This is a genomic window from Halopseudomonas pelagia (assembly GCF_009497895.1).
Taxonomy (GTDB): Bacteria; Pseudomonadota; Gammaproteobacteria; order Pseudomonadales; family Pseudomonadaceae; genus Halopseudomonas; species Halopseudomonas pelagia_A.
Genome location: NZ_CP033116.1, coordinates 2,027,214 through 2,052,972, shown reverse-complemented (window position 1 = coordinate 2,052,972; position 25,759 = coordinate 2,027,214). Strand labels below are relative to the sequence as shown.

The 25,759-nt window shown below is 56.9% G+C and carries 27 protein-coding genes and 1 tRNA gene; 8 read left to right on the top strand and 20 right to left on the bottom strand.

Annotation, left to right across the window (positions count from 1 at the left end; all coding sequences use genetic code 11):
• Positions 1-30: 30 nt before the first annotated feature.
• The gene (locus tag EAO82_RS09720; protein WP_096347612.1) at positions 31-1,752 is read left to right on the top strand and encodes a potassium/proton antiporter; all 1,722 of its coding nucleotides are present in this window, start codon (positions 31-33) and stop codon (positions 1,750-1,752) included.
• A 14-nt stretch (positions 1,753-1,766) separates the two neighbouring features.
• Here the strand turns inward: EAO82_RS09720 and EAO82_RS09715 are convergent, their stop codons facing one another.
• From EAO82_RS09715 to EAO82_RS09695, 5 genes are all read right to left on the bottom strand, one after another.
• Entirely contained in the window at positions 1,767-3,641 is a 1,875-nt protein-coding gene (locus EAO82_RS09715; RefSeq protein WP_096347613.1) for a putative bifunctional diguanylate cyclase/phosphodiesterase, read from the bottom strand.
• Between the two features lie 307 nt (positions 3,642-3,948).
• Positions 3,949-4,341 carry a DUF2892 domain-containing protein gene (locus tag EAO82_RS09710; protein WP_096347614.1) on the bottom strand — a complete coding sequence of 131 codons (393 nt, stop codon included), beginning with the start codon at positions 4,339-4,341 and terminating at the stop codon, positions 3,949-3,951.
• 104 nt (positions 4,342-4,445) lie between these two features.
• The gene (locus EAO82_RS09705) at positions 4,446-7,283 is read right to left on the bottom strand and encodes a PAS domain-containing protein (protein WP_218838656.1); all 2,838 of its coding nucleotides are present in this window, start codon (positions 7,281-7,283) and stop codon (positions 4,446-4,448) included.
• 160 nt (positions 7,284-7,443) lie between these two features.
• On the bottom strand, positions 7,444-8,814 hold the full coding sequence (gene ppnN / locus EAO82_RS09700) for a nucleotide 5'-monophosphate nucleosidase PpnN (protein ID WP_153274283.1): 1,371 nt from the start codon (positions 8,812-8,814) through the stop codon (positions 7,444-7,446).
• A gap of 59 nt (positions 8,815-8,873) precedes the next feature.
• Positions 8,874-9,491, bottom strand: a complete 618-nt coding sequence (locus EAO82_RS09695) for a TIGR04211 family SH3 domain-containing protein (protein ID WP_096347615.1) — start codon at positions 9,489-9,491, stop codon at positions 8,874-8,876.
• Positions 9,492-9,961: 470 nt separating this feature from the next.
• Between EAO82_RS09695 and EAO82_RS09690 the strand changes: the two genes are divergently transcribed.
• Positions 9,962-10,249 carry a hypothetical protein gene (locus tag EAO82_RS09690; protein ID WP_096347616.1) on the top strand — a complete coding sequence of 96 codons (288 nt, stop codon included), beginning with the start codon at positions 9,962-9,964 and terminating at the stop codon, positions 10,247-10,249.
• 82 nt (positions 10,250-10,331) lie between these two features.
• Here the strand turns inward: EAO82_RS09690 and EAO82_RS09685 are convergent, their stop codons facing one another.
• The 7 genes from EAO82_RS09685 to EAO82_RS09655 form a co-directional block, all read right to left on the bottom strand.
• Positions 10,332-10,868, bottom strand: coding sequence for a type 1 glutamine amidotransferase domain-containing protein (locus EAO82_RS09685; protein ID WP_096347617.1), 537 nt, complete (start codon positions 10,866-10,868; stop codon positions 10,332-10,334).
• 111 nt (positions 10,869-10,979) lie between these two features.
• Positions 10,980-11,678, bottom strand: coding sequence for a glycosyltransferase (locus EAO82_RS09680; protein ID WP_096347618.1), 699 nt, complete (start codon positions 11,676-11,678; stop codon positions 10,980-10,982).
• Positions 11,675-12,274 (bottom strand): methyltransferase domain-containing protein, encoded by a 600-nt coding sequence (locus EAO82_RS09675; RefSeq protein WP_096347619.1) that lies wholly within the window; start codon positions 12,272-12,274, stop codon positions 11,675-11,677. The genes EAO82_RS09680 and EAO82_RS09675 overlap by 4 nt, the downstream gene beginning before the upstream one ends.
• A gap of 10 nt (positions 12,275-12,284) precedes the next feature.
• Positions 12,285-13,109 carry a PIG-L deacetylase family protein gene (locus tag EAO82_RS09670; protein WP_096347620.1) on the bottom strand — a complete coding sequence of 275 codons (825 nt, stop codon included), beginning with the start codon at positions 13,107-13,109 and terminating at the stop codon, positions 12,285-12,287.
• 6 nt (positions 13,110-13,115) lie between these two features.
• The gene (locus EAO82_RS09665; RefSeq protein WP_096347621.1) at positions 13,116-14,147 is read right to left on the bottom strand and encodes an acyl-CoA dehydrogenase; all 1,032 of its coding nucleotides are present in this window, start codon (positions 14,145-14,147) and stop codon (positions 13,116-13,118) included.
• Positions 14,148-14,219: 72 nt separating this feature from the next.
• Positions 14,220-14,984, bottom strand: coding sequence for a WecB/TagA/CpsF family glycosyltransferase (locus tag EAO82_RS09660; protein ID WP_096347622.1), 765 nt, complete (start codon positions 14,982-14,984; stop codon positions 14,220-14,222).
• Positions 14,985-15,108: 124 nt separating this feature from the next.
• Positions 15,109-15,429: a hypothetical protein gene (locus EAO82_RS09655; protein ID WP_096347623.1), complete on the bottom strand. Its 321-nt coding sequence runs from the start codon at positions 15,427-15,429 to the stop codon at positions 15,109-15,111.
• 97 nt (positions 15,430-15,526) lie between these two features.
• Here EAO82_RS09655 and EAO82_RS09650 point away from each other — a divergent pair, with 97 nt between their 5' ends.
• Entirely contained in the window at positions 15,527-16,141 is a 615-nt protein-coding gene (locus EAO82_RS09650; protein ID WP_096347624.1) for a flavin reductase family protein, read from the top strand.
• 32 nt (positions 16,142-16,173) lie between these two features.
• Here the strand turns inward: EAO82_RS09650 and EAO82_RS09645 are convergent, their stop codons facing one another.
• Positions 16,174-16,911, bottom strand: a complete 738-nt coding sequence (locus tag EAO82_RS09645) for a molecular chaperone DnaJ (protein ID WP_096347625.1) — start codon at positions 16,909-16,911, stop codon at positions 16,174-16,176.
• Between the two features lie 55 nt (positions 16,912-16,966).
• A complete protein-coding gene (locus tag EAO82_RS09640; RefSeq protein WP_218838657.1) occupies positions 16,967-17,719 on the bottom strand; it encodes a hypothetical protein in 753 nt (250 codons plus the stop codon).
• A 213-nt stretch (positions 17,720-17,932) separates the two neighbouring features.
• Between EAO82_RS09640 and EAO82_RS09635 the strand changes: the two genes are divergently transcribed.
• Positions 17,933-18,214 (top strand): peptidylprolyl isomerase, encoded by a 282-nt coding sequence (locus EAO82_RS09635; RefSeq protein ID WP_096347627.1) that lies wholly within the window; start codon positions 17,933-17,935, stop codon positions 18,212-18,214.
• 65 nt (positions 18,215-18,279) lie between these two features.
• Here the strand turns inward: EAO82_RS09635 and EAO82_RS09630 are convergent, their stop codons facing one another.
• From EAO82_RS09630 to EAO82_RS09620, 3 genes are all read right to left on the bottom strand, one after another.
• Positions 18,280-19,170: an EamA family transporter gene (locus EAO82_RS09630; RefSeq protein WP_096347628.1), complete on the bottom strand. Its 891-nt coding sequence runs from the start codon at positions 19,168-19,170 to the stop codon at positions 18,280-18,282.
• A gap of 189 nt (positions 19,171-19,359) precedes the next feature.
• Positions 19,360-19,551: a CsbD family protein gene (locus EAO82_RS09625; protein ID WP_096347629.1), complete on the bottom strand. Its 192-nt coding sequence runs from the start codon at positions 19,549-19,551 to the stop codon at positions 19,360-19,362.
• Positions 19,552-19,637: 86 nt separating this feature from the next.
• Positions 19,638-20,405 carry a CAP domain-containing protein gene (locus EAO82_RS09620; protein ID WP_231703319.1) on the bottom strand — a complete coding sequence of 256 codons (768 nt, stop codon included), beginning with the start codon at positions 20,403-20,405 and terminating at the stop codon, positions 19,638-19,640.
• Between the two features lie 312 nt (positions 20,406-20,717).
• Here EAO82_RS09620 and EAO82_RS09615 point away from each other — a divergent pair, with 312 nt between their 5' ends.
• From EAO82_RS09615 to EAO82_RS09605, 3 genes are all read left to right on the top strand, one after another.
• The gene (locus EAO82_RS09615; RefSeq protein ID WP_096347631.1) at positions 20,718-20,948 is read left to right on the top strand and encodes a hypothetical protein; all 231 of its coding nucleotides are present in this window, start codon (positions 20,718-20,720) and stop codon (positions 20,946-20,948) included.
• A 107-nt stretch (positions 20,949-21,055) separates the two neighbouring features.
• On the top strand, positions 21,056-21,391 hold the full coding sequence (locus EAO82_RS09610) for a GNAT family N-acetyltransferase (RefSeq protein WP_096347632.1): 336 nt from the start codon (positions 21,056-21,058) through the stop codon (positions 21,389-21,391).
• Between the two features lie 235 nt (positions 21,392-21,626).
• Positions 21,627-22,331: a TorF family putative porin gene (locus EAO82_RS09605; RefSeq protein WP_174958811.1), complete on the top strand. Its 705-nt coding sequence runs from the start codon at positions 21,627-21,629 to the stop codon at positions 22,329-22,331.
• Positions 22,332-22,464: 133 nt separating this feature from the next.
• Here EAO82_RS09605 and dcd read toward each other — a convergent pair whose 3' ends face one another.
• Entirely contained in the window at positions 22,465-23,031 is a 567-nt protein-coding gene (dcd, locus tag EAO82_RS09600; protein WP_022963707.1) for a dCTP deaminase, read from the bottom strand.
• A gap of 82 nt (positions 23,032-23,113) precedes the next feature.
• The gene (gene apbC / locus EAO82_RS09595; protein ID WP_096347634.1) at positions 23,114-24,208 is read right to left on the bottom strand and encodes an iron-sulfur cluster carrier protein ApbC; all 1,095 of its coding nucleotides are present in this window, start codon (positions 24,206-24,208) and stop codon (positions 23,114-23,116) included.
• Positions 24,209-24,384: 176 nt separating this feature from the next.
• On the opposite strand from apbC, the gene EAO82_RS09590 reads away from it, so the two are divergent.
• Positions 24,385-24,479 (top strand) — tRNA-Sec (locus EAO82_RS09590).
• Between the two features lie 48 nt (positions 24,480-24,527).
• Here the strand turns inward: EAO82_RS09590 and dctP are convergent.
• The gene (dctP, locus tag EAO82_RS09585) at positions 24,528-25,682 is read right to left on the bottom strand and encodes a TRAP transporter substrate-binding protein DctP (RefSeq protein WP_096347635.1); all 1,155 of its coding nucleotides are present in this window, start codon (positions 25,680-25,682) and stop codon (positions 24,528-24,530) included.
• Positions 25,683-25,759: the final 77 nt, after the last annotated feature.

The following is a 25,759-nucleotide window of genomic DNA, read 5'->3' as shown; positions in this document are numbered from 1 at the left end:
GCGGCCGTTTTCAACGAGGTAAGACCACGCATGTTCCTGATTGACCAATTGATTCTTCTGGCTGCGATACTGATTCTGTTTGGCATAGCATCAAGCAAACTCTCGGCGCGCCTGGGGCTGCCAGTGCTGGTGCTGTTCCTGCTGATCGGCATGCTCGCCGGTGACGCGGGCATCGGCGGTGTCAGCTTCAATAGCCCAGGCGCAGCCCATGCACTGGGCACCCTGGCGCTGGCGATTATTCTATTTGACGGTGGGCTGCAAACCCCCACGGCGTCGATCAAGAAAGTCTGGAAGCCGGCATCCCTGCTGGCCACCGTGGGCGTACTGATAACGGCGGCGGTGACCGGCGTGGCGGCCGCCTATGTGCTGGACCTGCCGATCATGGAGGGGTTGCTGCTGGGCGCGATCGTCGGTTCAACCGATGCTGCCGCCGTATTCTCGCTGCTGCGTAATGCTGGCATCCATATTCGCGAACGCTTGAAGGCGACCCTGGAAATAGAAAGCGCCTCGAACGATCCGATGGCCATCTTCCTGACCGTTGGCTTGCTGGAAATACTGGTCAATGACATGCAGCCCGGCGTGGGGCTGCTGCAGATGTTTCTGCTGCAAATGGGAGTGGGCGCTGCGGTGGGTCTGGGCGTGGGCTGGGCATCGGTGCAGATCATCAACCGTATCCACCTTGTTGCTTCCGGCCTCTACCCGGTAATGGTGGCAGCCTGTGGCTTGTTTGCGTTCGGTCTGGCAGCGAACCTGAACGGCAGTGGCTTTCTGGCGATATTCCTTGCCGGGGTAGTGATCGGCAATAGCCGCTTCGTGTTCCAGCGCAGTACCTTTCTGTTTCATGACGGGCTGGCCTGGCTTAGCCAGATCACCATGTTCGTGGTACTCGGCCTGCTGATCAATCCGCCATCACTGTTTGAGGTCTGGCGTGAGGGGCTGGTGATCGCTGCCGTGCTGGTGCTGGTCGCCCGGCCGCTGGCAGTGGTGCCCATACTCGCGCTATTCGGCTTTAAAAAAGCTGAAATGGCCTTGGTATCCTGGGTCGGGCTGCGCGGTTCGGTACCGATTATCCTGGCAATATTTCCGCTGATGTTTGGGCTACCCGGCGCAGAGCTGATCTTCAACGTGGTGTTCTTCGTGGTGTTGATCTCTGCCACGATCCAGGGCTCCACCCTACCCTGGGTGGCACGCAAACTGGGGCTGACGGAAAAGCCGCCGGCCACTCCAGCGGCGACACTGGAAATTACCGCACTTGGCGATGTGGATGCGGATATTGTCGAGTACACACTGGGCGCCAATGGTCGTGCAGTGGGCCGCAGACTGTCGCAGATGGCGTTGCCGGATGGCACCGTGGTAGCGATGATCACCCGCAAGAGTCTGGTCATCCCACCCCGCGGCTCGACTGCGCTGCAGGCTGGCGATCACCTGTTTGTGGTGCTGCGTCCGGAAACCAGGCCCTTTGTCGATTCGGTCTTTTCCCAGGCGTTGGAGGCTTCTCGCAACGAACTACCCGGCAGCGAACTGCGCCTGAAAGGCTCAACCACGGTGGACGACATTCGCTCTTCCTACGGCATCATCCTCGCCGCGGATGACTTGCTGACGCTGGAGGCGTTGGTACGCCAGTCGATGTCCGAAGAGCTGCGAGAAGTGCAAATCGGCACATCGGTTACGCTGGACGGTGTGATCTTGACCGTACGCGACATGATCGACTCCAGAATCGTCACCATTGGCCTGATCCCCGAACCGAATTGATCGGCTCTTCGAGCCTATCGAACCTGGGCCATGAATTTTGACGCCGACACCGGCCTGGAAAACAGGTAGCCCTGGCCGCAATCACAGCCTAGCGCCGCCAGTAGCTGCCGAGTTGCTTCGTCTTCAATACCCTCGGCGGTGGTTTCCAGCTCAAGGCTGTGCGCCATTTGTATGATGGCCGTTACTATCGCTCGATTTTGCTCATTGCTGATGATCGACTGCACGAAAGAACGGTCGATTTTCAAACGATCCACCTGAAAACGCTGCAGGTAAGACAGGTTGGAATAACCGGTACCAAAATCATCAATAGCCAACTTGACGCCCAACTGCTTCAGGCGCTGCAAGAGCAGGATAGACGCCTCGGAGTCATGCAGCAGCATCGATTCGGTCAGCTCCAGCTCCAACAGGGAAGCTTTCAGTCCGGTACGTTGCAGCGCATCGCGCACTGACTGTTCCAGATCGCCGCGATGCATCTGCACCGCGGACAGATTGACCGATATCAACACCTCGGGCAGGCCTTCACCCTGCCAGATGACCATCTGCTGGCACGCTTGCTGTAATACCCAGATACCCATCTCAACGATGAGACCTGACTGCTCGGCCACCTGAATAAAAGCATCCGGCCCGACCATGCCGCGCTCGGGGTGGCGCCAGCGCAGCAATGCCTCCACCGCAACCACACGCCCGTCCCGCATATCCACAATAGGCTGGTAATGCAGTTCGAACTCATTACGCACCAGCGCCTGGCGCAGATCCTGCTCCATTCCCAGCCGCGCATAGGTGTCCGCGCTCATTTCGTCACTGAACAACCGATACGCATTGCGACCGGCAGACTTGGCCTGATACATCGCCGTGTCCGCTTTTTTCAGCAAGGTGCCAAAATCGTCGCCGTCTTGCGGGTAGACCGAAATACCGATCGAAAGGGACACCACCAGTTCCATATCCTGCAGGGTCAGCGGCTGCGCTACCAGCGTCTGAATACGTAGTAACACCGCGGTCATCGCATCGACGCTGTCGACCTCGGCAAGAACGATAAGAAACTCGTCACCACCTTGCCGGCTCACAGAATCGCCCCCCCTGACCACCTTCTTCAGCCGCGAGGCAATTTCACGCAGCAACTGGTCGCCGGCAATATGCCCGAGGGAGTCATTGATTATCTTGAAATGATCCAGATCCAGAAACAGCAACGCGACCATTTTGCCCGACTGTCTGGCGCGGTTGATGGCATTACCAACCCGCTCCTCAATCAGTGAGCGATTGGGGAGATCTGTCAGTGGGTCATGCTGCGCCAGATAATTGAGGCTGGCTTGGGAGTTTTCCAACTGGAAGATTTCATGGTCGAGATTTTCACGGGCATGATGTAAATCGTTGGCCAGTAACCATATGGCGACAGCGCCCAGCACCAGCAACGAGCTGACCACCAGCATACGACCAGGCCCATGGGGCACAGCCACATAGGTGTGCATACCGTTAAGCGATATCCAGGTAATGAGCGCCACCATGCCCAGCATGCTGACCAACAAGCCGAGAAATACCCGACGCGACGCCAGCATGCCCGCCGCGATAAGCAGGCATGGATAGGACAGCAATGCACCGCTAAACAGTCCCTGATTGACCACCATTGATACGCTGACCAGTACCATCATGACGCCCAACAGCAGAGGCACTGCCAGCTCTGTTCGTTCGCGTTGAATCAGATAACGCCCTACCAGTGCAGCTACCACGCCCAACGTTGAAAGCAGTATGTCCAGCTCACCGCCGAGTGCTACCGCGCGGCCCCCAATCACCAGCAAAACAATACATAACAAATCAGCAATGTGCGTCAGCCGCTGAATGCTCGGGCGGTAGGATCCATGCACTTTTTCATCCTTTTTAACGTCTGCATCCATATTCCATTAATTTCCCTGAAGCTAAGACGAACATCACTTATTGGAATAAAAATGAGAACGCTAACTAAAATCGTTAGTTGGAGCAAGCATTCAAAAGTCTGAGGAAAGCTTAGAGCAAAAACGCGAGGTCGGATAATGCAAGGGCCAAAACGGTTCAATTCGAGGATAAACCTAGATGTTATGGGGGTAACAACGGGTGGTAGCGAGCCGTAATCGCTGCTCGCAGGGGGTGAAACGCTATTCAGACTATCAAGGGGAAGTGCAGGTACCAGCATTGCGCTGACGACGTACCTGCAGCCAGAATCTATCAGCTGTTAGCGGAAGGAGTACCGCGCGCGCCAACCTGATTTTCATTCCCCATGGGCGTTGCGTCTGGCAAATCAACCGACTTGCTTTCAAAATCAGGGCTATGCACTTCGGAATCCATCGGCATATGGCTGTAGCGCTGATCAAGAGCAGCCTGGCCTTGCTTTTGACTCCCTTGCTTTTCATTAAGGGTGTCGTTGAATATCCGCTTGGCTTCGCAATGCCCGGTGTAACCACGCGCCAGTGCCATGCCACCCAGAGCGAGTTGTATAATGCCGCTGAAGCCGCCGCGGCGAACGCCTTTGCCGACCAGCATCAGGCCGCTGAATACAGAAACCGCACGCTCGAATTCGCCAACATTCTGAGTCTGATTCTTGTCAAAAGGGTTATTCATTACTCGTCCTCCAGTAGTAGTCATCGTAAGTTAATGACTGTGCCCCAGAGCAACCGTTCCACTTTTGTTTTCGACAGCCGACAGGAGGTCTGCTATCAGCAGCTTTAGAGATCCGACCGTTGCCTGATCATATCGCGCACCTTGCCGCTCAGCGCTGCCATGGGAAATGGCTTGATCAGCACCTGCAAGCTGTCGTTAAGCTGAACCTGGCTCATCGCAGATTTCTCCGCATAGCCGGTCACGAACAACACCTTTAAATCGGGCCGCAGCGCACGCGCCGCATCCGCAACCTGCCGGCCATTCATACCGCGCGGCAAACCAACATCCGTTACCAGCAGATCAATGCGTGCAGCAGAGCGCAATATTTCCAGGCCCGCAGGCCCGTCTTCAGCAGCCAGCGTCTGATAGCCGGCATCTTCCAGCACTTCGACCATCAGCATGCGTACCGCGGCCTCATCATCGATGACCAGCACCGTTTCACCCTGCCCGCTGCCGACACCCGGCAGTGCCGGCTTTGGCTCCGCAGCTAATGCGGTGGCAGTGGAGCGCGGCAGGTGCAGGCACACCGTAGTGCCTTTCTGCGGTTCCGAATGGATCCAGACCTGGCCCCCGGACTGCCTGACAAAGCCATGGATCATCGACAGGCCCAAACCCGTTCCCTGGCCCAAGGGCTTGGTGGTAAAAAACGGATCGAAAGCCTTATCGACGATCTCAGGCGTCATGCCAATGCCGTGGTCGGTCACGCTGAGAAAGACATAAGCCCCACTGGGCAAATCGAAAACGGCTGCGTCGCGCTGATTGAGCCAGCGGTTGGCGGTTTCAATCACCAACGCACCACCTTGCGGCGCCATGGCATCACGGCCATTGATACACAGATTCAGCAGCGCATTCTCCAACTGCGATGCATCCACCAGCGTGGTCCAGAGCTGCGGTTCGCTGACGAATTGCAAGTCAACCTCAGGTCCTACACTACGACGAATAAGCTCCTCCATGCCTTGCACCAACCTGTTGCAATCAGTGGGGCGGGGATCCAGCGTCTGCCTGCGTGAAAAAGCCAAGAGCCGCTGCGTTAATGCGGCCGCGCGACGGGAAGCGCCCTGGGCAGAATTGATATAGCGCTCGGTACCGTCGAATTTGCCCTGGTTAATGCACATCTCCAGCAGCTCGAGACTACCGCTGATAGCCGCCAGCAAATTGTTGAAATCGTGGGCGATACCCCCGGTCAATTGGCCGACCGCTTCCATTTTATGTGCCTGGCGCAACGCGTCCTGAGCGCGTACCAGTTCCTTTTCACGATTTTTATGCTCGGTAAGGTCCCGGCCGATGGCGATGAAATGGGTACCGCCCGGCTCCGGCGATACCGTCCAGTCAATCGGTCGCCATTCACCGTCAGCTGCGAGAATGCTGTTCTCGAAACGCGTTGGCTGCCCGGTCTGCCCCATCAACTCGAGCTGTTCAATAACCATCTGCAGATTATCGGGATGGATAATCTCGGCGTAGCGGTCAGTTAGCAGTTTGGTTTCCGACCAACCCAGCAGCCGGGTCCAGGCCGGGTTAACGGCTGTAAGATTGCCGTCATAATCGGCCCGCGCCAGCAGATCTTCAGACAGCGTCCACAACTGATCGCGCTCAGCCGCTGCCAGCTTTTCCTCAGTAATATCGCGGCCAGTGCAATAAATCATGCCGTCTTCCGGCACCCCGATCCAGGAGATCCAACGATAACCGCCGTGCTTGCAACGATAACGGTTGGGGAAGCGGATTGACGGTGAGCCTTGCAGGTTTCCCTTAAAGGCCTGCATGGTCGCGGCGATGTCGTCCGGATGAATCAGGTCAAACAGGGTGTACTCGGCCAGGTCTTCCTCGGTCCAGCCCAGCATCGTCTGCCAGGCCGGGTTGGAGGTAATGAAGTAGCCATCAGCGTTCAAGGCGCCCATCAGATCAGGGCTGACCCGCCAACTAAGGCTGCGCGCCTGGGTACGCTCACTGACCTTGCGCTCGAGATTGGCATTGAGATCCAGTAACCGTTCTTCGCTGGCTTTCAACGCTTGAGTCGCACGGCAGGCTTCGGTGACCTCGTAACCGCCAATAAACAGTCCAGAGACTGCCCCACTCCCATCGCGGATGGGTTCAAAGACAAAATCGATAAACTGCTCTTCATCGCTGCCACGTAGTCTCAGCGGCATATTGCGGGTGACCACGCCCTTGCCACTGGCGTATACCCGGTCGAGCATTTCATAAAAACCCTGCTCCGCTACGTCCGGGAACACATCCCGAAAGCGCCTGCCAACGAAGTCCGTGCGCTGCGAGATCCTGATATAAGCGTCATTGACATACTCATAAATAAACTCCGGCCCCTGCAACACTGCGACAAATCCGGGCATCTGTTGCAGCATCTGATGCTGCCGTCGCTGGACATTAACCACCTGCCTGGCGGCCAGAATTTTCTCAGTGGTTTCGCGGACAATCGCCATCACGCCCGCAGGATCTCCGCCCGCGCCTACTATCGGTGAGTAGTCCAGGTCCATCCAAACAGGTTCTGGTATGCCTCCACGCTGCAAGGTGAATTCGATATCGCGGTAGGACAGCGTTTCTCCGGCAAGCACGGTACTCACGACATTGGCGTTGAACGCCGCCGCTTCAGGCCAGGCGTCGACGACCTTACGGCCCAATTTGTGACGATAGTGAGCGCCGGAAAATGTCGAGTAGGCATCGTTGAAGATCAAAATGCCGTCCTTACCCCAGAGTATTGCCATAGGCACCGAGGAGCGCAGCATAAGGTCGACGACAGCCTTCAAGCTGAGCGGCCACAGGACAATCGGGCCCAGCCCGGTGGCGTTCCAGTCGAAAGCACGGATCAGTTCCGCCATCTCACCTGGGCAGCGCAGGAACGCCGGGTTGTCGAGAACGGCGGACAACGGACTATCGAGTGAATCCTTGTGCATAAAGCGCTGCTCTGGCTCCTGGCGGTGACCCTGTGCGCAAGCTGAGGGAGGTCATCCGTTTGGTGATGTTGGTTGAGTAGAGAGAGGTAGCAAAAGAAGAACTGCAGGTGCCATATTAATGTGTAAGACACCTGCTGGGCTAGGGGCTAGCGTTAGCTGATCAGCTCACGACGCGGTAACAGGGCACATAGGCCGAACCGCCAGGCAGCTTCATGCGATGCTGAGCCACGAATGCCTGGAGCAGCTCGTCCAGCGGCTGCATGATGTGTGCCTCGCCACGGCTCTCATAGGGCCCGTGTTCTTCAATACGGCGAATGCCATTGTCCTTGACGTTGCCGGCGACAATGCCAGAGAAGGCGCGGCGCAGGTTGGCGGCAAGCTCGTGGGCGGGTACGGCGCGGGTAAGCTGCAGGCTGGCCATATTCTCATGGGTGGGGTCGAACGGGCGCTGAAACCCTTCTTCGATTTTCAGCAACCAGTTGAAGTGGAAAGCGTCGTTACGCTCGCGACGAAACTCTCTGACTTTTCTCAACCCTGCGGCCATCTGCACCGCGACCTGCCCCGGGTCATCAATAATCACCTGATAGCGGCTTTGCGCATCCGCCCCGAGCGTGGCGCCAACAAAGGCATGCAACTGTTGCAGGTAGGCCTCAGCACTTTTCGGCCCGGTGAGTATGACCGGGAACGGCACACCCTGGTTATCCGGGTGCAACAGAATACCCAGCAAATACAGAAACTCTTCGGCAGTACCCACACCGCCGGGAAAAATAATGATCCCGTGCCCAACGCGTACAAAGGCTTCCAGACGCTTTTCGATGTCCGGCAGTATCACCAGCTCGTTAACGATGGGATTCGGCGCCTCGGCAGCGATGATGCCCGGCTCGGTCAGGCCCAGGTAGCGGCCGCCGTGAATGCGCTGTTTGGCATGGGCGATGGTCGCGCCCTTCATCGGCCCCTTCATCACGCCAGGGCCGCAACCGGTACAGATATCCAGGCTGCGCAAACCGAGTTCGTGGCCCACCTTCTTGGAGTATTTGTACTCCTCCGAGTTGATCGAATGACCACCCCAGCACACCACCATTTTTGGCTCCACGCCAGGTAGCAAGGTACGGGCGTTGCGCAGCAACTGGAAAACGTAATCGGTGATACCTGGCGAGCTGCTCAGATCAATGAGGGGGCTGCCCAATTCGCTTTCGGTATAGACGATGTCGCGCAGCGCACTGAACAGCATCTCCCGAGTGCTGGCGATCATTTCACCATCGACAAACGCGTCTGCCGGCGCATTCAACAGTTCCAGTCGAACACCTCGGTCCTGCTGATGAATGCGCACTTCGAAGTCTTCGTAAGCTTCGAGAATGGTTTTGGCATTATCAATCTGCGCGCCGGTATTCAGAATGGCCAACGCACACTGGCGAAAGAGACTGTAGGTACTGCCCGAGCCCGCTTCACTGAGCTGGTGTACTTCGCGCTGGGACAGCGTTTCCAGGCTGCCCCGGGGGTTGACTGAAACGTTGACGACGTGTTTTTGCATTCTGGTGTCCGAGCCGAAAATAGAGGGCTTCATGTTACCAGAATCGTCCAACGCTACCGTCATACCCAGCCATCGTTACGCTTTCGGCTACGGGTCATGGACGGCAGGATCAAGCCAAAGATAATACCCACCCCGGCAATACCGCCGCCATAGAGCATGTAGCGCATCAATACCTGCTTATTTTCATCGCCTAGCTGCGCCTGCACGCTACGTAATTCAGACTGGGTCTCGGTCAATTCGGCGTGCAATGCCTGACGCGTAGCTTCCAGCTCATCAATCAAGGCTTTACGTGAATCGAGTGTTTCCTGCATGCCCTGCACCCGCGTGGTCCAGGTCGCATCAATGCCTTCCAGCTCAGCGCTGAGCTCGGCAACCTGCGCCTCCAGCTGGGGCAGCCGCTCGCCTTGGCCGGGTACCTCCTGCAACTCGCTAGTGGGAATCCACACTGTATCGCCTGAGGCACTGCGTACCCGGCTGTAGTCGCCTTGGGTAGTCAATAGTTCGACCCGTTCACCCGAGGTCAGGGTGCCTACAATCCGGTAGCCATCAGTGGGCCCACTACGAACGTAGGTATTCAGGTTGTCACTCACCCAGCGCTCGTTACTACCCTCTTCCTGGGCATTGGCGGGCATAGCCAGTGCAAACAAAGCGCCGAAACAAACAGCACAGGAGGTCATGCGAGCAACACGAGGGAACGAAACAGCAGAAGCACTTTTGGCTATCAACATAACTTTTTTCACTTGCAGCGGCTCAGACTCATGACCTGAATCGGACGGCCAGGGTCTGATGCATTGAATTCTGTCAGCAATCGAGTGCGACGGCGGTAGCGGATACCCTGTCTTTTAAGCTGAGTCTACGGACTGTAAGGCGTATGGCCAGTACTGCGCAGAGCTTTCTGAGGTTGTGTTCCGCCAGCCGAGTGACCCCGTTATGCAGCACAAGTTCCCGTTATCCGACCAAGCGCTGTGCTTTTTGCCAAGACAGTCGCAAAACGATGCGATGGTGATAGCCAATCATCCCTGTGCTACACCGCAGCAGCGGGATAAATGAACTACTGCGGTCTGCGGACCTCCAAAAAGTAGCGCCCTCTAGTCCTGGGCCCAGCGATCACCCATGATCGATATCAGCAATAAAAAAGGAGTTTCAAATGAAGCGTCATCTCATCGCTTTTCTTACGCCGCTGGCCTTCGCCCTTCCCGCCTTTGCCGACTGGCCTGACAATGCTCGGGAAAACTTCGTCGCCGAATGCGTTGAAACCACGCAACTGGAGCACTCTTCAGTCAAGGCAGAGACTTTTTGTGGTTGTGCCGCGGATGAGGTTGCAAAGGATCTCAGCACTGAAGAACTGGAAGCCATGGGCGGTGACGCCGTTGATCCAGCCATTCAGAAACGGCTGATTGCCGCCGCACAAAGCTGCACCAGCGAGCTGGAATGATCTTAGCCGAATAAAAAAGCCTCATCCGGTTCGCGGATGAGGCTTTTTAGTGGCCGAACCACCAGTGTGCAGCGGTTGCCGCTTAGCTCAGCGCAGCGACCAGCGCCTTGTTAAAGGCAGGCAGGTCATCCGGAGTGCGGCTGCTGATCAACTCGCCGTCTACGACCACTTCCTGATCGACCCAATCGGCGCCAGCATTGGTCAGGTCATCTTTCAGCGATGGAAAGCTGGTGATGGTCTTGCCACGCACCAAATCGGTCGAGGCCAATATCCAGGCACCGTGACAGATAACTGCGATCGGCTTGCCCGACCCAGCGGCTTCGAGCACCAGTGACTGGGCATCAGCATCCATGCGGATGTTATCGCTATTGAACACCCCACCCGGCAGCACGATGGCATCGTAGTCAGCCAAAGACGCATTTTCGAAGGTTTTGTCCACCGTAAAGCTGTCTGCTGGCTTGTCATGATGCCAGCCTTCAACCTTGCCAGATTTATCGGCCAGTATATCCACACTGGCGCCAGCCGCCTTCAGCGCATCTCTGGGGCTGGTCAACTCGACTTGCTCGAATCCATCAGTTACCAGAATGGCTACATGCTTGCCCTGCAATGCATTGCTCATATTCAACTCCAATCACGTTCATGTAGAAGATACGACCAACACACCGCCGAAAGTTCAGACTAATGGAGTTGGATCATGGCACCGCTGCACATTCCGCCACCGGCTTGGCCGCTACCGCAGCGGCCTTGACGTTGCCGCCTGCACACCGGCAGCCACGGTTTCCACAGCCAGCGCCTTGAGGTAGTCACCGAAGCCGCCACGAGCTCGCGCAGTCAGGCGGGCGCTGGTACTCACAGTGTTCAGCGCCGTCCAGGCAATCCGCGCGCCAGCTTGTTCGAGCGCTCTGACCAGCGCCACATCTTCATGCGCTACAAGCGAAAGAAAGCCACCCACGCGTTGATAGGCCTGCGAGCAGACGCCGAGATTGGCTCCGTGAATATGCCGGTGCTCTTCGCGCTGCTGATACTCTTGAGCGTAACGGTGACGAACTGCATCAGGCAGGTCTTCCCAGCAATCAATACGCACAGTGCCGCAGACTGCGTCGGCCTTGAAACTCAGCTGACAACTGATCCAATCCTCCGGCACCAGCGTGTCGGCATCGGTTATAGCCAGCCAGCGCGCGCCCTTGGCCAGCAACCATTCAGCACCGACCCGGCGTGCATGGCCAACGTTGCGCTCCTGCACTTCCAGAATATCGGCGCCAAAGCTCTTGGCTATCGCTGCTGAACGGTCTTCGCAGGTATCCAGCACCACGACTACACAGACTGTCTCTCCGAGCAGATCCGCGTGCCTGCCAGCCGTTTGCACCGAGCGCAGGCAGTCGGCGAGCAGCGCCTCCTCGTTGTGGGCCGGCACGATAACGCCAATCAAGTCACCCGCTCCTGCAGGCGCATCGGAGCCAGATCACTACTCCAGACTTCGAGCAGAAAATCTGCTTCTTCATGACGCACGTTACGATGCAGCTTCAGGTGCTGCGCAAGTAACTGGTGGACGCGTGTGCCGTCCATCGGACAGCCGTCGATGGGATGTAACCAGTGGCACGCCAGCAGCGTGCCGTGCGGCCGCAGGCTCTGCTGCGCGAGTTGAATAACCCGCACCCACTGCTCTTCATCCAGATAGTAGCCCAGCTCGCTGAGCACGATCAGATCGAAACTGCCTGCAGGCCAATCCTCGGGCACTTGGCCAAGATTGATTGTCGCGGCACTTTGCTGCGCCAGACGAGCGCGAGCCAAGGCTACCGCGCGCTCGCATATGTCCAGCCCGAGGAAACCTACACTACGTTCGGCCAATGCCAGACTGAGTTCGCCGTTTGCGCAGCCGGGTTCAAACACCCGCTGATATTGTTGGCGCAACAAGCTGGCCAGCGTCAGATCACGCTTGCGCTTTTCATACCAGCGCTCGCGGAAGGCCCAAGGATCTTCACTGGCTTCGAACATTTTGTCGAAATAAGAGGCGGGCATATTCATGGCACTACCCTCATGTAAAGAACAGTTCATAGGGTTGCAGCAGCCGCGCCAGGGTAGCGTTGTCCAGTACTGGCGCGGCTTGCGTACTGGAGTCGCCTTGCAACTGACTGACGTGAGCCGCCACGGCGAGGCGCTTCCTGGCAAGTTGCTGATCATCCAGCATCCATTTGCGCGCACGCGCCCAGGGTAAACGCGGATCTTCAGGTGTGGCCCAATGCCAGGCCCAGACCGGCGCTTCGATCAGCCGCGCACCGGCACGTCGGGCGCTGGCCGCAGCTACCTCACCTACAGCCTCGTGGTCACAGTGACCATCACCGCGCCAGGTGGTCAGCAGGCAATCGCCTGGGCGCACCAGGGACGCCAGGCATGATTCCAGAACCGCGGCGTGGGCGGCGACGCTGCCATCGGGCAGCCCCAGGTATTGCCAGCCCAGTTGTTCCGGCGCGAAGCCCAGCAACGTCATGGCACTGCGACTTTCCTGCCGCCGTACGCTGCGTAGCCTGTGTGGCGGCCACAACGGGGAATCCGGATGGCTGCCCTCTCCGTCGGTGACCGACACCAGCGTGACGGCTGCACCTCGTTCCGCCAGCGCCGCCAGCAGACCGCCGCAGGCCAGGACTTCATCGTCAGGGTGCGGCGCGATGACAATCAATTGCGCCGAATGCGGGGTCAGTTCTGCCAAGGAAACACAGGGTACTGCGGCTAACGCGCTGCTGCGCTGCCATGCTTCCAGCGGCGTCCCGCACACGCCAAAAGCGCCGGCAGAGGGCGCTCTGACCTCGGTCCCGACGGTGGGCTTTGATTGTGCAATACCGGCAATCTGCTCAGGGGTCATGGCGCGTCACAACTGCCAGGTCAGGTGTTCGGCGTTCGCTACCTGCCGCCCCAGCTCGGCCAGATCCCGTTCCGCATGGCTTTGACGCATGAATACCGGCAAATCCGCCGCCAGACGGGCAAAATGTGGATCGCGACAATAGGGCGTGGCCCCCAACGCGCGGCCTACTCGTTTGAGCACCTCATCCGCAGCCTGCTCTACCTGAGCACGAACGCGACGTACTACCCACTGCGCATCCTGCCGCGGATGCTGATCAATCCACTGGGCGCAGTCGCGCAATGCTCCTGCGGCGCTACTCAGGGTCGCGTCCACCGCCCCTAGATGCGCTTGCGCATGCGGGTCATCGGTTCGCTTGGCGCAATGCGCTTTAAGAGCTTGGCCCAATGCTGCAGCAGCCCCGTACCAACAGGCCGCGATGCCGGCACCGCCTTGCCAGAAGCCAGGTCTTGACAGGTAACTGTCGCACCCGCCGACAAGAGTGGCTTGCGCCTGGTCAAACTGCACTTCCACGCTGGCCGTGGTGGCCATGCCTACTGCTTGCCAGCCCTGATCGCTGATTGTGACCTGGCGCTGATCGAGATTGACCGCCACCAATCGCGGCTGATTCTGTTCATCCCACGCGGTAATCAGCGCGCTATCAATTTGCGCTGCTCCCGAGCACCAGGCTTTTCGCCCATGCAACCGCGCCACGCCTTCAGCGTCATGGCCCACATTCAAGCGCGCGTAAGGCGGATCGGCAGCCCAGACAGCCCACAAACCATCAGTTTGCAGATGCCTGGAATCGAGCTCATGGAGGATGGCGATAGCATCAGTATGACTTTCATAGAGTTTGGCCAGCGCCAGGTCATGGCCTGCTACAGAGGCCAACGCGCGCCAGCGCTGTAAAGTCTGCCCCCCGGCCGGCAGGGGTAAGCGGTCGAGACCTTGCTCGACGCACACCCGCATGGCTACTTGAAGCTCGGCGTCATGACGGAGAGGCTGGGGCCGCTTGGCGATGACATCAAGAATGGCTGCAAGCCGCTGGAGGTCGTCCGTCATGATTTTCTTCCGTCGTTATGTCCATAGTTTTGGGCATAAACCTGGCGAAATCGTTCAATTTGTTTGGCGGGACTAGCGCGCTTGGCGGGAAACCATACCGTTACGGGCGAGATAGTAGAAAAACCGAGGAATACCCAGAATATATCGACTGGCCAGCCGCCTAGGTTCCTTGAGTAGACGATACAGCCACTCCATCCCGGATTTGCGGAAAAGCAGCGGTGCCCGCTTTACGCGATTAGCAGCGAAATCCAGGATCGCGCCGCCGCAAATGATCAAAGCCGGGCCATTAATCGTCGTCTGAATGCGCCGTGCCAGCTCTTCCTGCTTGGGCATGCCCATAGCTAGCAAAATAACGGGGACACGCGTCGGGTCAAGATGCCCGCGAATATAATCCAGGTAGGTTTCCGCCGGCTGGAATCCGTCAACCGCGTGGAACCGGTGATGCTTGAACAGATTCTCGGCGCCCTTTTCCAACCACGGATCGCGCGTACCCATGGCGAAAAACTGGTAATCACAGGGGGTCACTTCGAGCAGATGATTAACCAGGCGGGGGATAAAATCCGAGCCGTTCATATTGGCTTTGGGCTCTCGACCATTGAGCTGGCAGGCCCACTTGATCCCGATGCCATCCCTGAGCAGATAGGTCATCTCGGCGAATCCCTGCTGCAGGCGAGGATCTTCCTGCGCCAGGTTGTACGCATGCTGATTGAGAAAGGCCACCGTAGACGGCGTGGTAACCGAAGCAAGCTTGTGAATCAACGCTTCGGAGTCGGCGTCATCAATGAGGTCCAGTCTATTGATCAAGCGGTCTTGATAACGGAACAATGCTTTGGTCATAGCGTGGCTACTCGGTGGAGACATTTAGCAATATATGCGTCTTTACAACACAAATATAGGTGTAGCCAGGCCCAAATTAGTTCAACCAATACTCATTTCCGTCACCCTCCCCGCTCAGCAATCCCTACTTTTTCTGGGTGGGGACTGATTTCGAGAGCCGCTGGAGATTTTCGTAGCCTGCACGACTCAGCAAGACCAAATGTACGCTGCCAACATAAACCTGTTCTGACTTTTTCAGCTCGGCAAGCAGTTGAGGGTGCGCGTCTCCCGACACGTAAAAGTAATCGCTGTCCTCTTTCAGCGCTGCAAGATGTGTTTTGAACAGTTTGAAGCTCGACCCTTTGCCCAAGCCATTGAGCTCATCGAGTTGACGAAAGCTGAGGGTTTCCACCCCGGCAAAAGCGATGGGCCGAACCCTGCTCATTACAGTTTCCGCTGCGTCCATGTCACATCCTTCTATGATTCGGCGTTGGGCGGGTATTGAGGATAGCGCTGGAACAGGTAAAGATGACGCCAGATAATATCAGACGGGAGTGGGTTGCATGAGCAGGCAGATGTATTACTACGAAACGGCACAGGGCCATGGTTTGCCGCATGATCCCTTCAACGCCATCGTAGGTCCAAGACCCATTGGCTGGATTTCTTCGCAAGATGCCAAGGGCCAACTGAATCTGGCGCCTTACAGCTTTTTCAACGCCTTCAATTACGTACCCCCCATCATCGGCTTCGCCAGCGTTGGCCGCAAGGACAGCCTCAACAACATTGAGCAGACCGGTGAATTCGCCTGGAACCTGGTGACCCGCCCGTTGGTCGAGGCAATGAATGAAAGCTGCGCGGCCGTTGGGCCCGAGGTGGACGAATTCGAACTGGGCCACTTGACCCCGGTCGCCTCTCAGGTGATTGCAGTGCCGCGGGTACTGGAAAGCCCGGTTTCATTTGAATGCAAGGTCACCCAGATCCTCCAGCTGCAAGGGCTGGACAGCGTTCCAGTACCTACCTGGTTGATTCTTGGCGAAGTGGTGGCGGTGCATATCGATCAGGCGCTACTGGTAGATGGCATCTACGACACAGCGGCTGCTCAACCAGTGCTGCGCGGCGGCGGCGCAGCTGACTACTTCGAGCTGGGCAAGCGCTTTCAGCTCTATCGCCCGAAATGAGTTCGCGAAACAGGCTGAGTGCAATCTCAGCGTTAACCTAGCAGCACATCTTTAGCCTGATTGATCAGCGCGGCAAGATAATCGCTACCGCCGCGGTCCGGATGCATCTTCTGCATCATGCGGCGGTGGGCTTCAACAATGTCCTCTCGGCTGGCGCCTGGCTTGAGCCCCAGCACATCCAGCGCTTCCTGTTCGGTCAGCGGACCGCCGCTGTGGGCTTGAGCGCCGTCCTCTCCAGCAGCACCACTCTCGCTGGGTTCGTCATCACGCCAGGAGTCGCCGAAGCGTCGGTCCAGATAGGACTCCAGCAGACGTGCGGAATCTTCGTCAGTCTGCCGGCAATACTGCAACAGCTGGATAAATTCACTTTCTCCAAGCTCAGCCAGCAGCCGACCCGCCAATGGCCCGCTTAGTACCTGGCCGGTCATGTCACCCGAATCATGATCCAGAGTCATTTCCAGCACCTGCGAGGTCACCTTTGACTGATTTCCGGCGCTGGGCTGCGCGCGACCGCCAGGCATTTTCATGCCGCGCAATACCCGGCCCATAATCAGCCCTGGTACCAGGCGCTTGATGAAAGGCAGCAGACCCGCCAGCAAGGCCAATACCAGGTAAAAACGCCCGGACAGGGCCAGCAAGATCACTGCCAGCACAACCCCCAGCAGCAGCAGTTTGACCAGCGCAGGCCGGCGCTGGGCAGCAGGCAGACTGCGGACCCAGAACCAGGCAATAACGCCGATGATGATCAGTACAATTAACAATAAGCCCAAAACGTTCTCCGACGAGTTGCTTTCTCTCTCTGTGCTGGAGCTCCTGGCGCTGTGGCTAGCGAATCTGCCCGGTCAAGCGCTTGACCTCCGGTGAACTTTGACTGGCAAAGTGTTTCAGCGCCTTGACCCCGCCCGAAGCATAGACAGCCACAGCCGATAACAGGTCCTTTAATAGTTGCGGACTGCTGCGATCAAAGGGCGCATAGGCACCGCCTGACAGCTTGCTCACCTGTTCAAATACCGCTTTGGTATGCGCGTCATTACCCTCCTGGAACATGAACACTGGCGTGCGCAACATGCCGAGCTCACCGGCACTGTGGCACAAAGGATCGATCGACTCTTCGCAGCAATCGCCAATGAACACAATGGCCTTGACCGGCTGCGCACGGGTTTCCTTCAATGCATGCTGCAATACCCGGTTGATCTGGGTGATGCCGCCCAGGCAACGCACGCCATTCATCAATTTGAGCAGTTGCTGGGTCTGGGTTACAAATGCGGTAGCCTTGAACTCGCCATAACCGCGGTAATAGCACAGCTGAATAGCCAGCCCACCCAGATCGCGAGTGGCCAGGAACAGCTCGCTCTGCAGATCGCAAGCCTGGTCCCAGGTCGCCTCGCGGCTGGCTGTGGCGTCCAGCGCAAACACCAAGCGGCCTTGCCCTCCGCCACCGGTCGGCAGGCTGCGGACCTGATGAATAAACTGCTCGATAGACTGTTTATCTGACTTTTCGCCAGTACCTACCGGCAAGCCATTTCGGCTTGAGCTTTGTCGTTGCTGGGGAGTACGAGGCTCTGATTTATCTGGCATGGCTTTGGCTGTACGTTAAAAGAGGTATTCATTAGTCACACTAGAGCAAAGCGCTGGCTTTTCACAGACTGGCTTGGTCACCGCAATGATTTCTTACCGAATAGAAGTACGGCGGACGTCAGACTGGCGCTTTCGAGCGGCGACGCTTTGCGCTACCCTCTGCACCTATACCCCTGGTTATATATTCAACTCGCCCTTACTGGAGTAACACCCATGCCTAAAGCCACAGCCCGTCATATCCTGGTACCGACTGAAGAAAAATGTAATGAACTGAAAGCAGCTATTGAAGGCGGCGCCGATTTCGCCAAGGTCGCCAAGGACAATTCCACTTGCCCGTCCGGTCGCGATGGTGGAGACCTTGGTTCATTCGGCCCTGGCCAGATGGTCAAGGAATTCGACACCGTGGTATTCAGCGCGCCAGTGAATGTTGTTCAGGGCCCGGTGAAAACCCAATTCGGTTATCACCTGCTGGAAGTGACCAGCCGCCAGGACTGATCATCTGAACTGGCTGGGTCGACGGGCTACGCCTTGCGGCTCAGGTTTTCGACCCAGTCAGCCTGTTATGCCCGCGCGCTACGCAAGCGCCAGCGACCGAACAACCAACCACCTGACACGTTGATCAGAATCCCGAGCATCACCAACAGCGCGCCAGTCAATTGCATCGGCCCTACCCGCTCCCCCGCTAACAACGCCGCGGACGTTAGCCCAATTACCGGCACCAACAGCGAGAAAGGCGCCACCTGGCTCGCTGGGTAGCGTGATAGCAATCGGCCCCACAAACTGTAGCCCAGCAGGGTCGCGCCAAATGCCAGATAACACAGCACCAGGATGGTATCCAGGCTGATATTCACCAGCGCCTCGCGCATCAGCACCGGGCCCTCCAGCCACCACGACAGGGCCAGAAACGGCAACGGCGGAATCATGCTGCCCCACACCACCAGACCGACCAGATTGACCTTGCCGATCTTGCGCGTAACGATGTTGCCCATCGCCCACATGGACGCTGCGCAGATGGTCAGCAGAAATCCAGCCAGGGTCATCACCTTGTCTACCTGCAGACCAATCAGCGTCAGCCCGCCAGCCGCGACCAGCAAACCGACCAGATTGAATCCACGCAGACGCTCGCCGAGAAAAAGCACGGCGAAAAACAGCGTGAAAAGGGCTTGGGATTGCAGTACTACCGACGCCAGGCCGGCGGGCATCCCCACTGACATCGCGTAAAAAAGAAAGGCAAACTGACCCAGGGATATGGTCAGGCCATAAGCCAACAGCCAGCGCCAGGGCACATCCGGGCGCTTGATGAACAGCACCGCAGGAAACACCACCAACATAAACCGCAGCGCACCCAGCAGCATTGGCGGCATACCCTGCAGTCCGGTCTTGATGACAACAAAATTCATGCCCCAGACGACAATTACCACCAATGCCAACATCAGATCCCGCGGGGCCATAGGAATACTCCTCGTAAAGTATCCATTAGACCGGCAATCAGCGGGACAGGAAACGTACAGTCAGCGTAGCGAAATACGTCACAGTCTGCACCAATGAAAAAAAGGCCGGCACACTTGCGTGTACCGGCCTTGCTTGCAGCAGCGATTGTGGTATTACCAAATCGTTGCCTGCATCATCGCTTCAGGTTGTTAAGCCTTATCGACACCTTTCTTCAAAGTGTCCTTGGCTTCACCTTTGACTTGCTGAGCGCCACCCTTGGTTTCCTGGGCTTTGCCTTCACCTTTCAGGCGATCATTGTTGGTTGCTTCACCAACGCCCTGCTTGCCTTTACCGACTGCTTCGTTGGTTTTGCCTTTGATCTTGTCAGTTGTGCTAGTCATTGCTTTCACCTCAATCAATGTTGCGATATGAAATCTCGCTTACAGTAAGTTGACCGGTCGTAAAGCCGACAAGTTCAGATTATTTGTCACTCTTTAGGCGCAGCGAACACCTGTGTCCAGAAAATGGCACTGTCGCTGGCTGGGTTCACAACGTACGCCGCGCCCATCTCGGTGAACTGCGGATTCATCAGATTCGCGCAGTGCCCAGGGCTCATCAACCACCCGGCAACAGCCTGCTTCGCCGAACCATGACCGGCTGCCAGATTCTCCCCGACCACTTGATACTCGTAGTCCTGACGACCCACCCGCTCGCCCACCTGGCTGTTATCTCGCCCGGTGTGGCTGAAGTAGTTCTGCTTGGCCATATCATGGCTGTGATCCAGTGCGGCACTGGCGAGTTCGTCGTTCCATGCCAGCGGCAATGTGCTGGGGAACGTCTCATCACCGCACGTACGGGACTCGCCACGCACCTCATTGACCAGATCGAGCACTTCCCGGCCCGCCTCCTCCCAATCGCCCATACCACTGGACAACAAAGAGCGAGCCATGACCAGCTGCCATCTTTTCCCCTCACGCGATACGCCGACATCCGCATAGGCCGGGTTCATCAACACCTCGCAATACTGCTGCTGGAGGACAGTCATCATCATGGCGACGTCTTCCGGGCCCGTGACTCTCACCGCCTGTGCCTGCGCGGCTTGATAACCCGCCCGTTGCAGCAGGAAGCCCAGATCCTGACCGGCAATGGTAGGCACTCCAGCCAGCACCTCACTCGTAGCCAATGGACCGGCAGGCGGTTTGAAATCGCCAGCGCAGTCACGCCCGGACTCACGGTACTGATTGATCTGACTCACCACCTCCGCCGCTTCGTTTGCGCTAACAGGGGCGACAACAAATAGTCCGACGCTCAGCAGACTAGCGCAAGTAAACCACCTGAAAACGGCGCGGGGGGATCTAGATAAAGGTGCGGGCAAGGCTGAGAGAGGCAAGACATCTTCCATGTGTGAACCTGTAAACGGAAATCGTGTTCCCATTCTGACAGCCCAATGCGCAGATTGATCCGAAACCTTTGCATCTGGTCCGGAAATAATTGCCGGACCGTGGAACCTTGGCCATAAACGGGTATACTCGCGCGCCACCTAGTCACATCATTCCACGGATTTTCCATGACCAGCACTAACCCAGCGGACCAGCCCGAGAAAGACCCAAGCGCAGAACTGCCCCATGCTGAAACGCAGGGCCAGCCTCCCGCTTTCAAGCTGCCGTTTTCCACCGCAGAGGCGCTGGCTGCCAAGAATGCCAAGCAACCCTGGCACCTGAAGGGCATCAATCCGCGGCATGAGAAAAGAATCGGTATGGCGCCCAAAGGCACCCGCCGGTCCATGGGCAAACGCTAAGCTCTTCCGAAATGTCGCCGCCGCGCTCTGTCACGTCGTCTTGCCTGCTTTTATCACCGGCCATGCATCCATTGGCCAACGCCTTCTATCGCCGGCATGGCAGCCTTATGAAAGCCCGCGATGCCCATCAGGTATGGGCCGTGGGAGCGCCGGACATCCAAGCCTGCGCCTGTATTCAGCCGCTGACTGATGGCAACGGCCATTGGCTGACCAGCCTGTTCGTCGACCCGACCGTGCGCAATCAGGGGCTGGCTGGGCGCCTGCTCAGCCAGATGCGACTGGCAGTAAGCGGCTCTATATGGCTATTTTGCCGACCAGAACTGGCTGATCTCTACCATCATCACGGCTACCAGATCACCGGTAACTTGCCGGAATCCCTCGCCAGCAAGTTGCAGCGCTACCGTCGCGAGAAGGACCTTATCGCCCTGGTTAATCTCGGCTAAATCGCGCCGTCCCCTCAACTAATTTGCCACGCACCACAACCAAGCCCGTCACGTGAACTCCGCACTTCACAGGTGCAATGCTGCCGCCTGGCCAGCATCATCGATAAGGCTCTTTGTCATATTTCGTTCATAACCCCATGAATTTATAAAACTATTTAAAGCTGGCAAGCAATGTGCAAAGTGCCATCTGCCAACACATTTTCTAATTGTGATTTATTTATATGGGGTAATGAGGATGATGAAGAAACTAACCGCCGCCATCGCAGCAGCAACCACTCTGGGTTTTGCCAGCATGACCCACGCAGAAGAATTCGACACCGCCATCGGAACCATCGACGCCAGCATGACCGCCACACTGGCGACCGATTACATCTGGCGTGGTCAATCGCAGACTGATGGCAAAGGCGCCGTTCAGGCCAGCCTGGATTTTGCTCACGAGAGCGGCGTTTACCTGGGCGCCTGGGGCTCCAATGTAGACTCCGACGATTTCGGCGGGGCCAGCATCGAACTGGACTACTACGTGGGTTACGGCGGGGCTATCACTGAAGAAGTTACCTACGATCTTGCCTGGGCTAACTATACCTTCCCCGGCAACAGCTCGATCGATGTCTACGAATGGCTCGCCAGCGTCAGCGCCTATGGTTTCACCGTGGGCCTCAAAGACACCTACAACAATGCCGACAACCATTACTACTACGTGGGCTACGATCTGGCACTGCCCTACGACATCGGTCTTGGCCTGCACTATGCCGACAGCAACGACAAAACTGGTGATGGCTTTGATTACAACGACTGGGCTTTGACCTTGAGCAAGGAAGCCCTGGGCCTTGGCTGGGCGGTGATGTACAGCGACACGGACATCAGCGACGAGGATTGCGCCTACGGCAGCACCGACTCATGCGGCTCCAACGTGACGTTCGCGGTATCCAAGAGCTTCTGATGTAAACACGGCGTCGTTGAGCGCCCTGTTGTGACTCAAGCAATAAAAAACCCGATCAAGGCCAAGGCTTTGATCGGGTTTTTTATGTGCGTAGCTATTAATACCGGGCTGCTATACCGGGCTGACGTCGCCCTTAGGCTCTGGGCAGGGTCACGCCGCGTTGCCCCTGATACTTGCCGCCACGGTCGCGGTAGGACACTTCACAGGGCTCATCGGATTCAAAGAACAGCATTTGCGCAACACCCTCATTGGCATAAATCTTCGCTGGCAGAGTCGTGGTGTTGGAAAATTCCAGTGTAACGTGGCCTTCCCACTCAGGCTCCAGCGGCGTGACGTTGACTATAATGCCGCAGCGGGCGTAGGTGCTTTTGCCCAGGCAGATGGTCAGTACATTACGCGGAATACGGAAATATTCGACCGTACGCGCTAGCGCAAAAGAGTTCGGCGGAATAATGCATACATCGCTGGTGATATCGACAAAGCTTTTCTCATCGAAATGCTTGGGATCAACGGTGGCCGAGTGAATATTGGTAAACACCTTGAATTCATTCGAGCAACGTACGTCATAGCCGTAGCTGGAAACGCCATAGGAGATAACCCGGTCACTCTCTTCGCCGCGTACCTGACGCTCGACAAAGGGCTCGATCATGCCCTGTTCCTGGGACATTTGACGTATCCAACGGTCTGACTTGATGCTCATGATGTGCCCTGCAGTGTGCAAAAAAGAGGTTGCATGTTAACGGGTAATCCACGGTGAAAAAAGGGTGCCGTCCGGCGCCGTCTCAATCGTCACTGATGCTGATGTTGGGCATGCCCTGGGCATCAGTCGCGCGTTCGGCGATTCGAGCGCCCACATGCCGCGCCATATCCTGATAGATCATGCTGATCTGGCATTCCGGTTCGGCGACCACCGTCGGCGTTCCGCCATCAGCCTGCTCGCGAATCATCATCGACAGCGGCATCGAAGCCAGCAGATCAACGCCATACTGCTCAGCCAATCGTTCGCCGCCGCCCTCACCGAACAAATGCTCGGCATGACCGCACTGCGAGCAAATATGGATGGCCATGTTTTCCACTACGCCCAACACCGGAATATTCACCTTGTTGAACATCTCGATGCCCTTGATCGCATCCAGCAGCGCTAGATCCTGCGGTGTGGTGACAATCACTGCGCCGGTGACTGGCACTTTCTGCGCCAGTGTCAATTGGATGTCACCGGTTCCCGGCGGCATATCCACGACCAGGTAGTCCAGGTCATCCCAGGCGGTCTGCGTCAGCAATTGCATCAAGGCTCCTGACACCATTGGCCCGCGCCAGACTACCGGGGTATTCTCGTCAACCAGAAAAGCCATGGACATAACCTGCACCCCGTGGGCGCGTGGCGCGATAAACAGTTTCTGATCCTTGATTTCCGGCCGGGTGTTGGCTGGCAAGCCAAGCATCAAACCCATGCTCGGGCCGTAGATATCCGCATCCAGCACGCCTACCGACGCACCCTCTCGCGCCAACGCCAGGGCCAGATTGACTGCCGTGGTGGATTTGCCAACCCCGCCTTTACCCGAGGCCACCGCGATAATATTTTTCACATTACCCAGCGCTTCGATACTGCCCTGCGCCGGCGCTGCACGCACTACACAGCGCACGTTGATCTTCGCCGCTTCGACATCCTCCACCGCCTCCACGGCCACCTGCAGCATCTGGGCAATGCCAGCGGTCAAGCTGGCAGCGGCGTAACCCAGCTCAATCTCTACCGTGACCCGCGCCTGATCAATCTGGATGTCACGCAGACATCCAGCAGTGATCAGATCCGTTTTCAGATAAGGGTCCTGATATTGGCTCAGGGCGCGCTCGATGCTCATGCGATCAATGTGTGACATGGGGATATCCAGTGGGGGAATACAAGAGCTACATGCTAAAGGCTGGCAGGCCAGTGCGAAAGAACTAATGATCGGCGGGATGTCAGGAGTTGGATACACGCGGTTGTTATCCGCCGTAATCCATGACCTTTATAGATAGCGCGCCGGGCGGCGCGCTATGCTAGTTTGCGACTGATGGAAGGGCATCGTCCCCGGTGGGGCGCTCGGATTTCAAACCCGGTGAGATGCGCCAGGCGCGTCTGGTAGGTTCGACTCCTATTCCCTTCCGCCAATCACCGTTATTGCACAACACCTAATGCGCAATATCGGTTACAGGCAATCAAGCGGCGTCGGCTTCATCCATTGCCGATTCATCGCTTTCCTGCATACCATCTTCCGCGTCAGTCTCTTGAGAAGGTGTCTCATCACCTGACTGAGCGGCTTCAACCTGCTCAATCAAAGCGTTCATCAGACGCTCGCCACGCTCACCGACCATTTCGGCGAAGGTGTCACGTACCGGAATGCTCAGCTCGCGAAACGCATCGCGCTCTTCAGGGGTCAGATAAACCAGCTCGATATCGCTGTTTTCGGTGATGATATCCAAACGCTCGGTATTCAGGCGCGTCTGCACATCATGTACATACGGTACCAACTCGACGACAGTCTCTTCGATCATGTCTTTATGCTCATCAGACAAACCGTCGTACCACTCCTTGTTACCCATAAAGGTAGCGATAAACTGCGCCTGATTGGCAAAAATCAGATAATCCTGAACCTGATAAAAGTCCATTTCCTGATGGGCAAAAACCGGTTGGATGTTACCGTCCAGTTGACCCAGCTGCATGCCGCTGAACAACTCACCGTATTCCATGGTGGTAGGCTCTGCACCATAGGCGCTGTAGGTTTCGCGCAGCAGGCGGTTATCCATTACGCGGATTGCCATACCGTCAAAGTCTTCAGGCGTACGTACAGCCTTGTTGGCACTCCATACCTGCCAGCCCTCGGGCACTATAGCCAGTGGTTGCAAGTTGCGCTCGCCGAACGCAGCAACCAGGTCTTCATGCTTGCGGAACGCCGGATCGTTGAGAATTTCGGTGTTGAGCTTTTCGTCATCGGTCAGTACGAAGTTCAAGCTGAACAGCTGTGACTCGGGAACGGTACCGCCCAAAAAGCCAGAGCCGAAGGCTAACTGAATAGCGCCTTCCTGAACCTGGTCATAAATGTCAGTCAAACCGCCCAACTGGCCGTAAGGATAGAGTTTGACCTCGATCTCGCCATCGGACTTCTCGTTGATCAGTTCGGCAAACTTCTCGCCGTATTCATACTGCACACTGCCTTCGATTTCTTCCAAACCAAAGCCCCATGTGGTGACCTCAACTTCTTCCGTTTCCGGAGTTGCGGTCTCCGGAGCAGTAGCGGCTGTTTCCTGCTCATCTGATCCGCACGCCGCTAACAGTATTACTGCCCCGGCGATCAATCCATTACGCAATATCATGGAACACTCCTTATCAATTGTTCTGGTTAACATTTTTAACCTTAGCACAAGCTACGCTATGCAAAAACAATCGACTT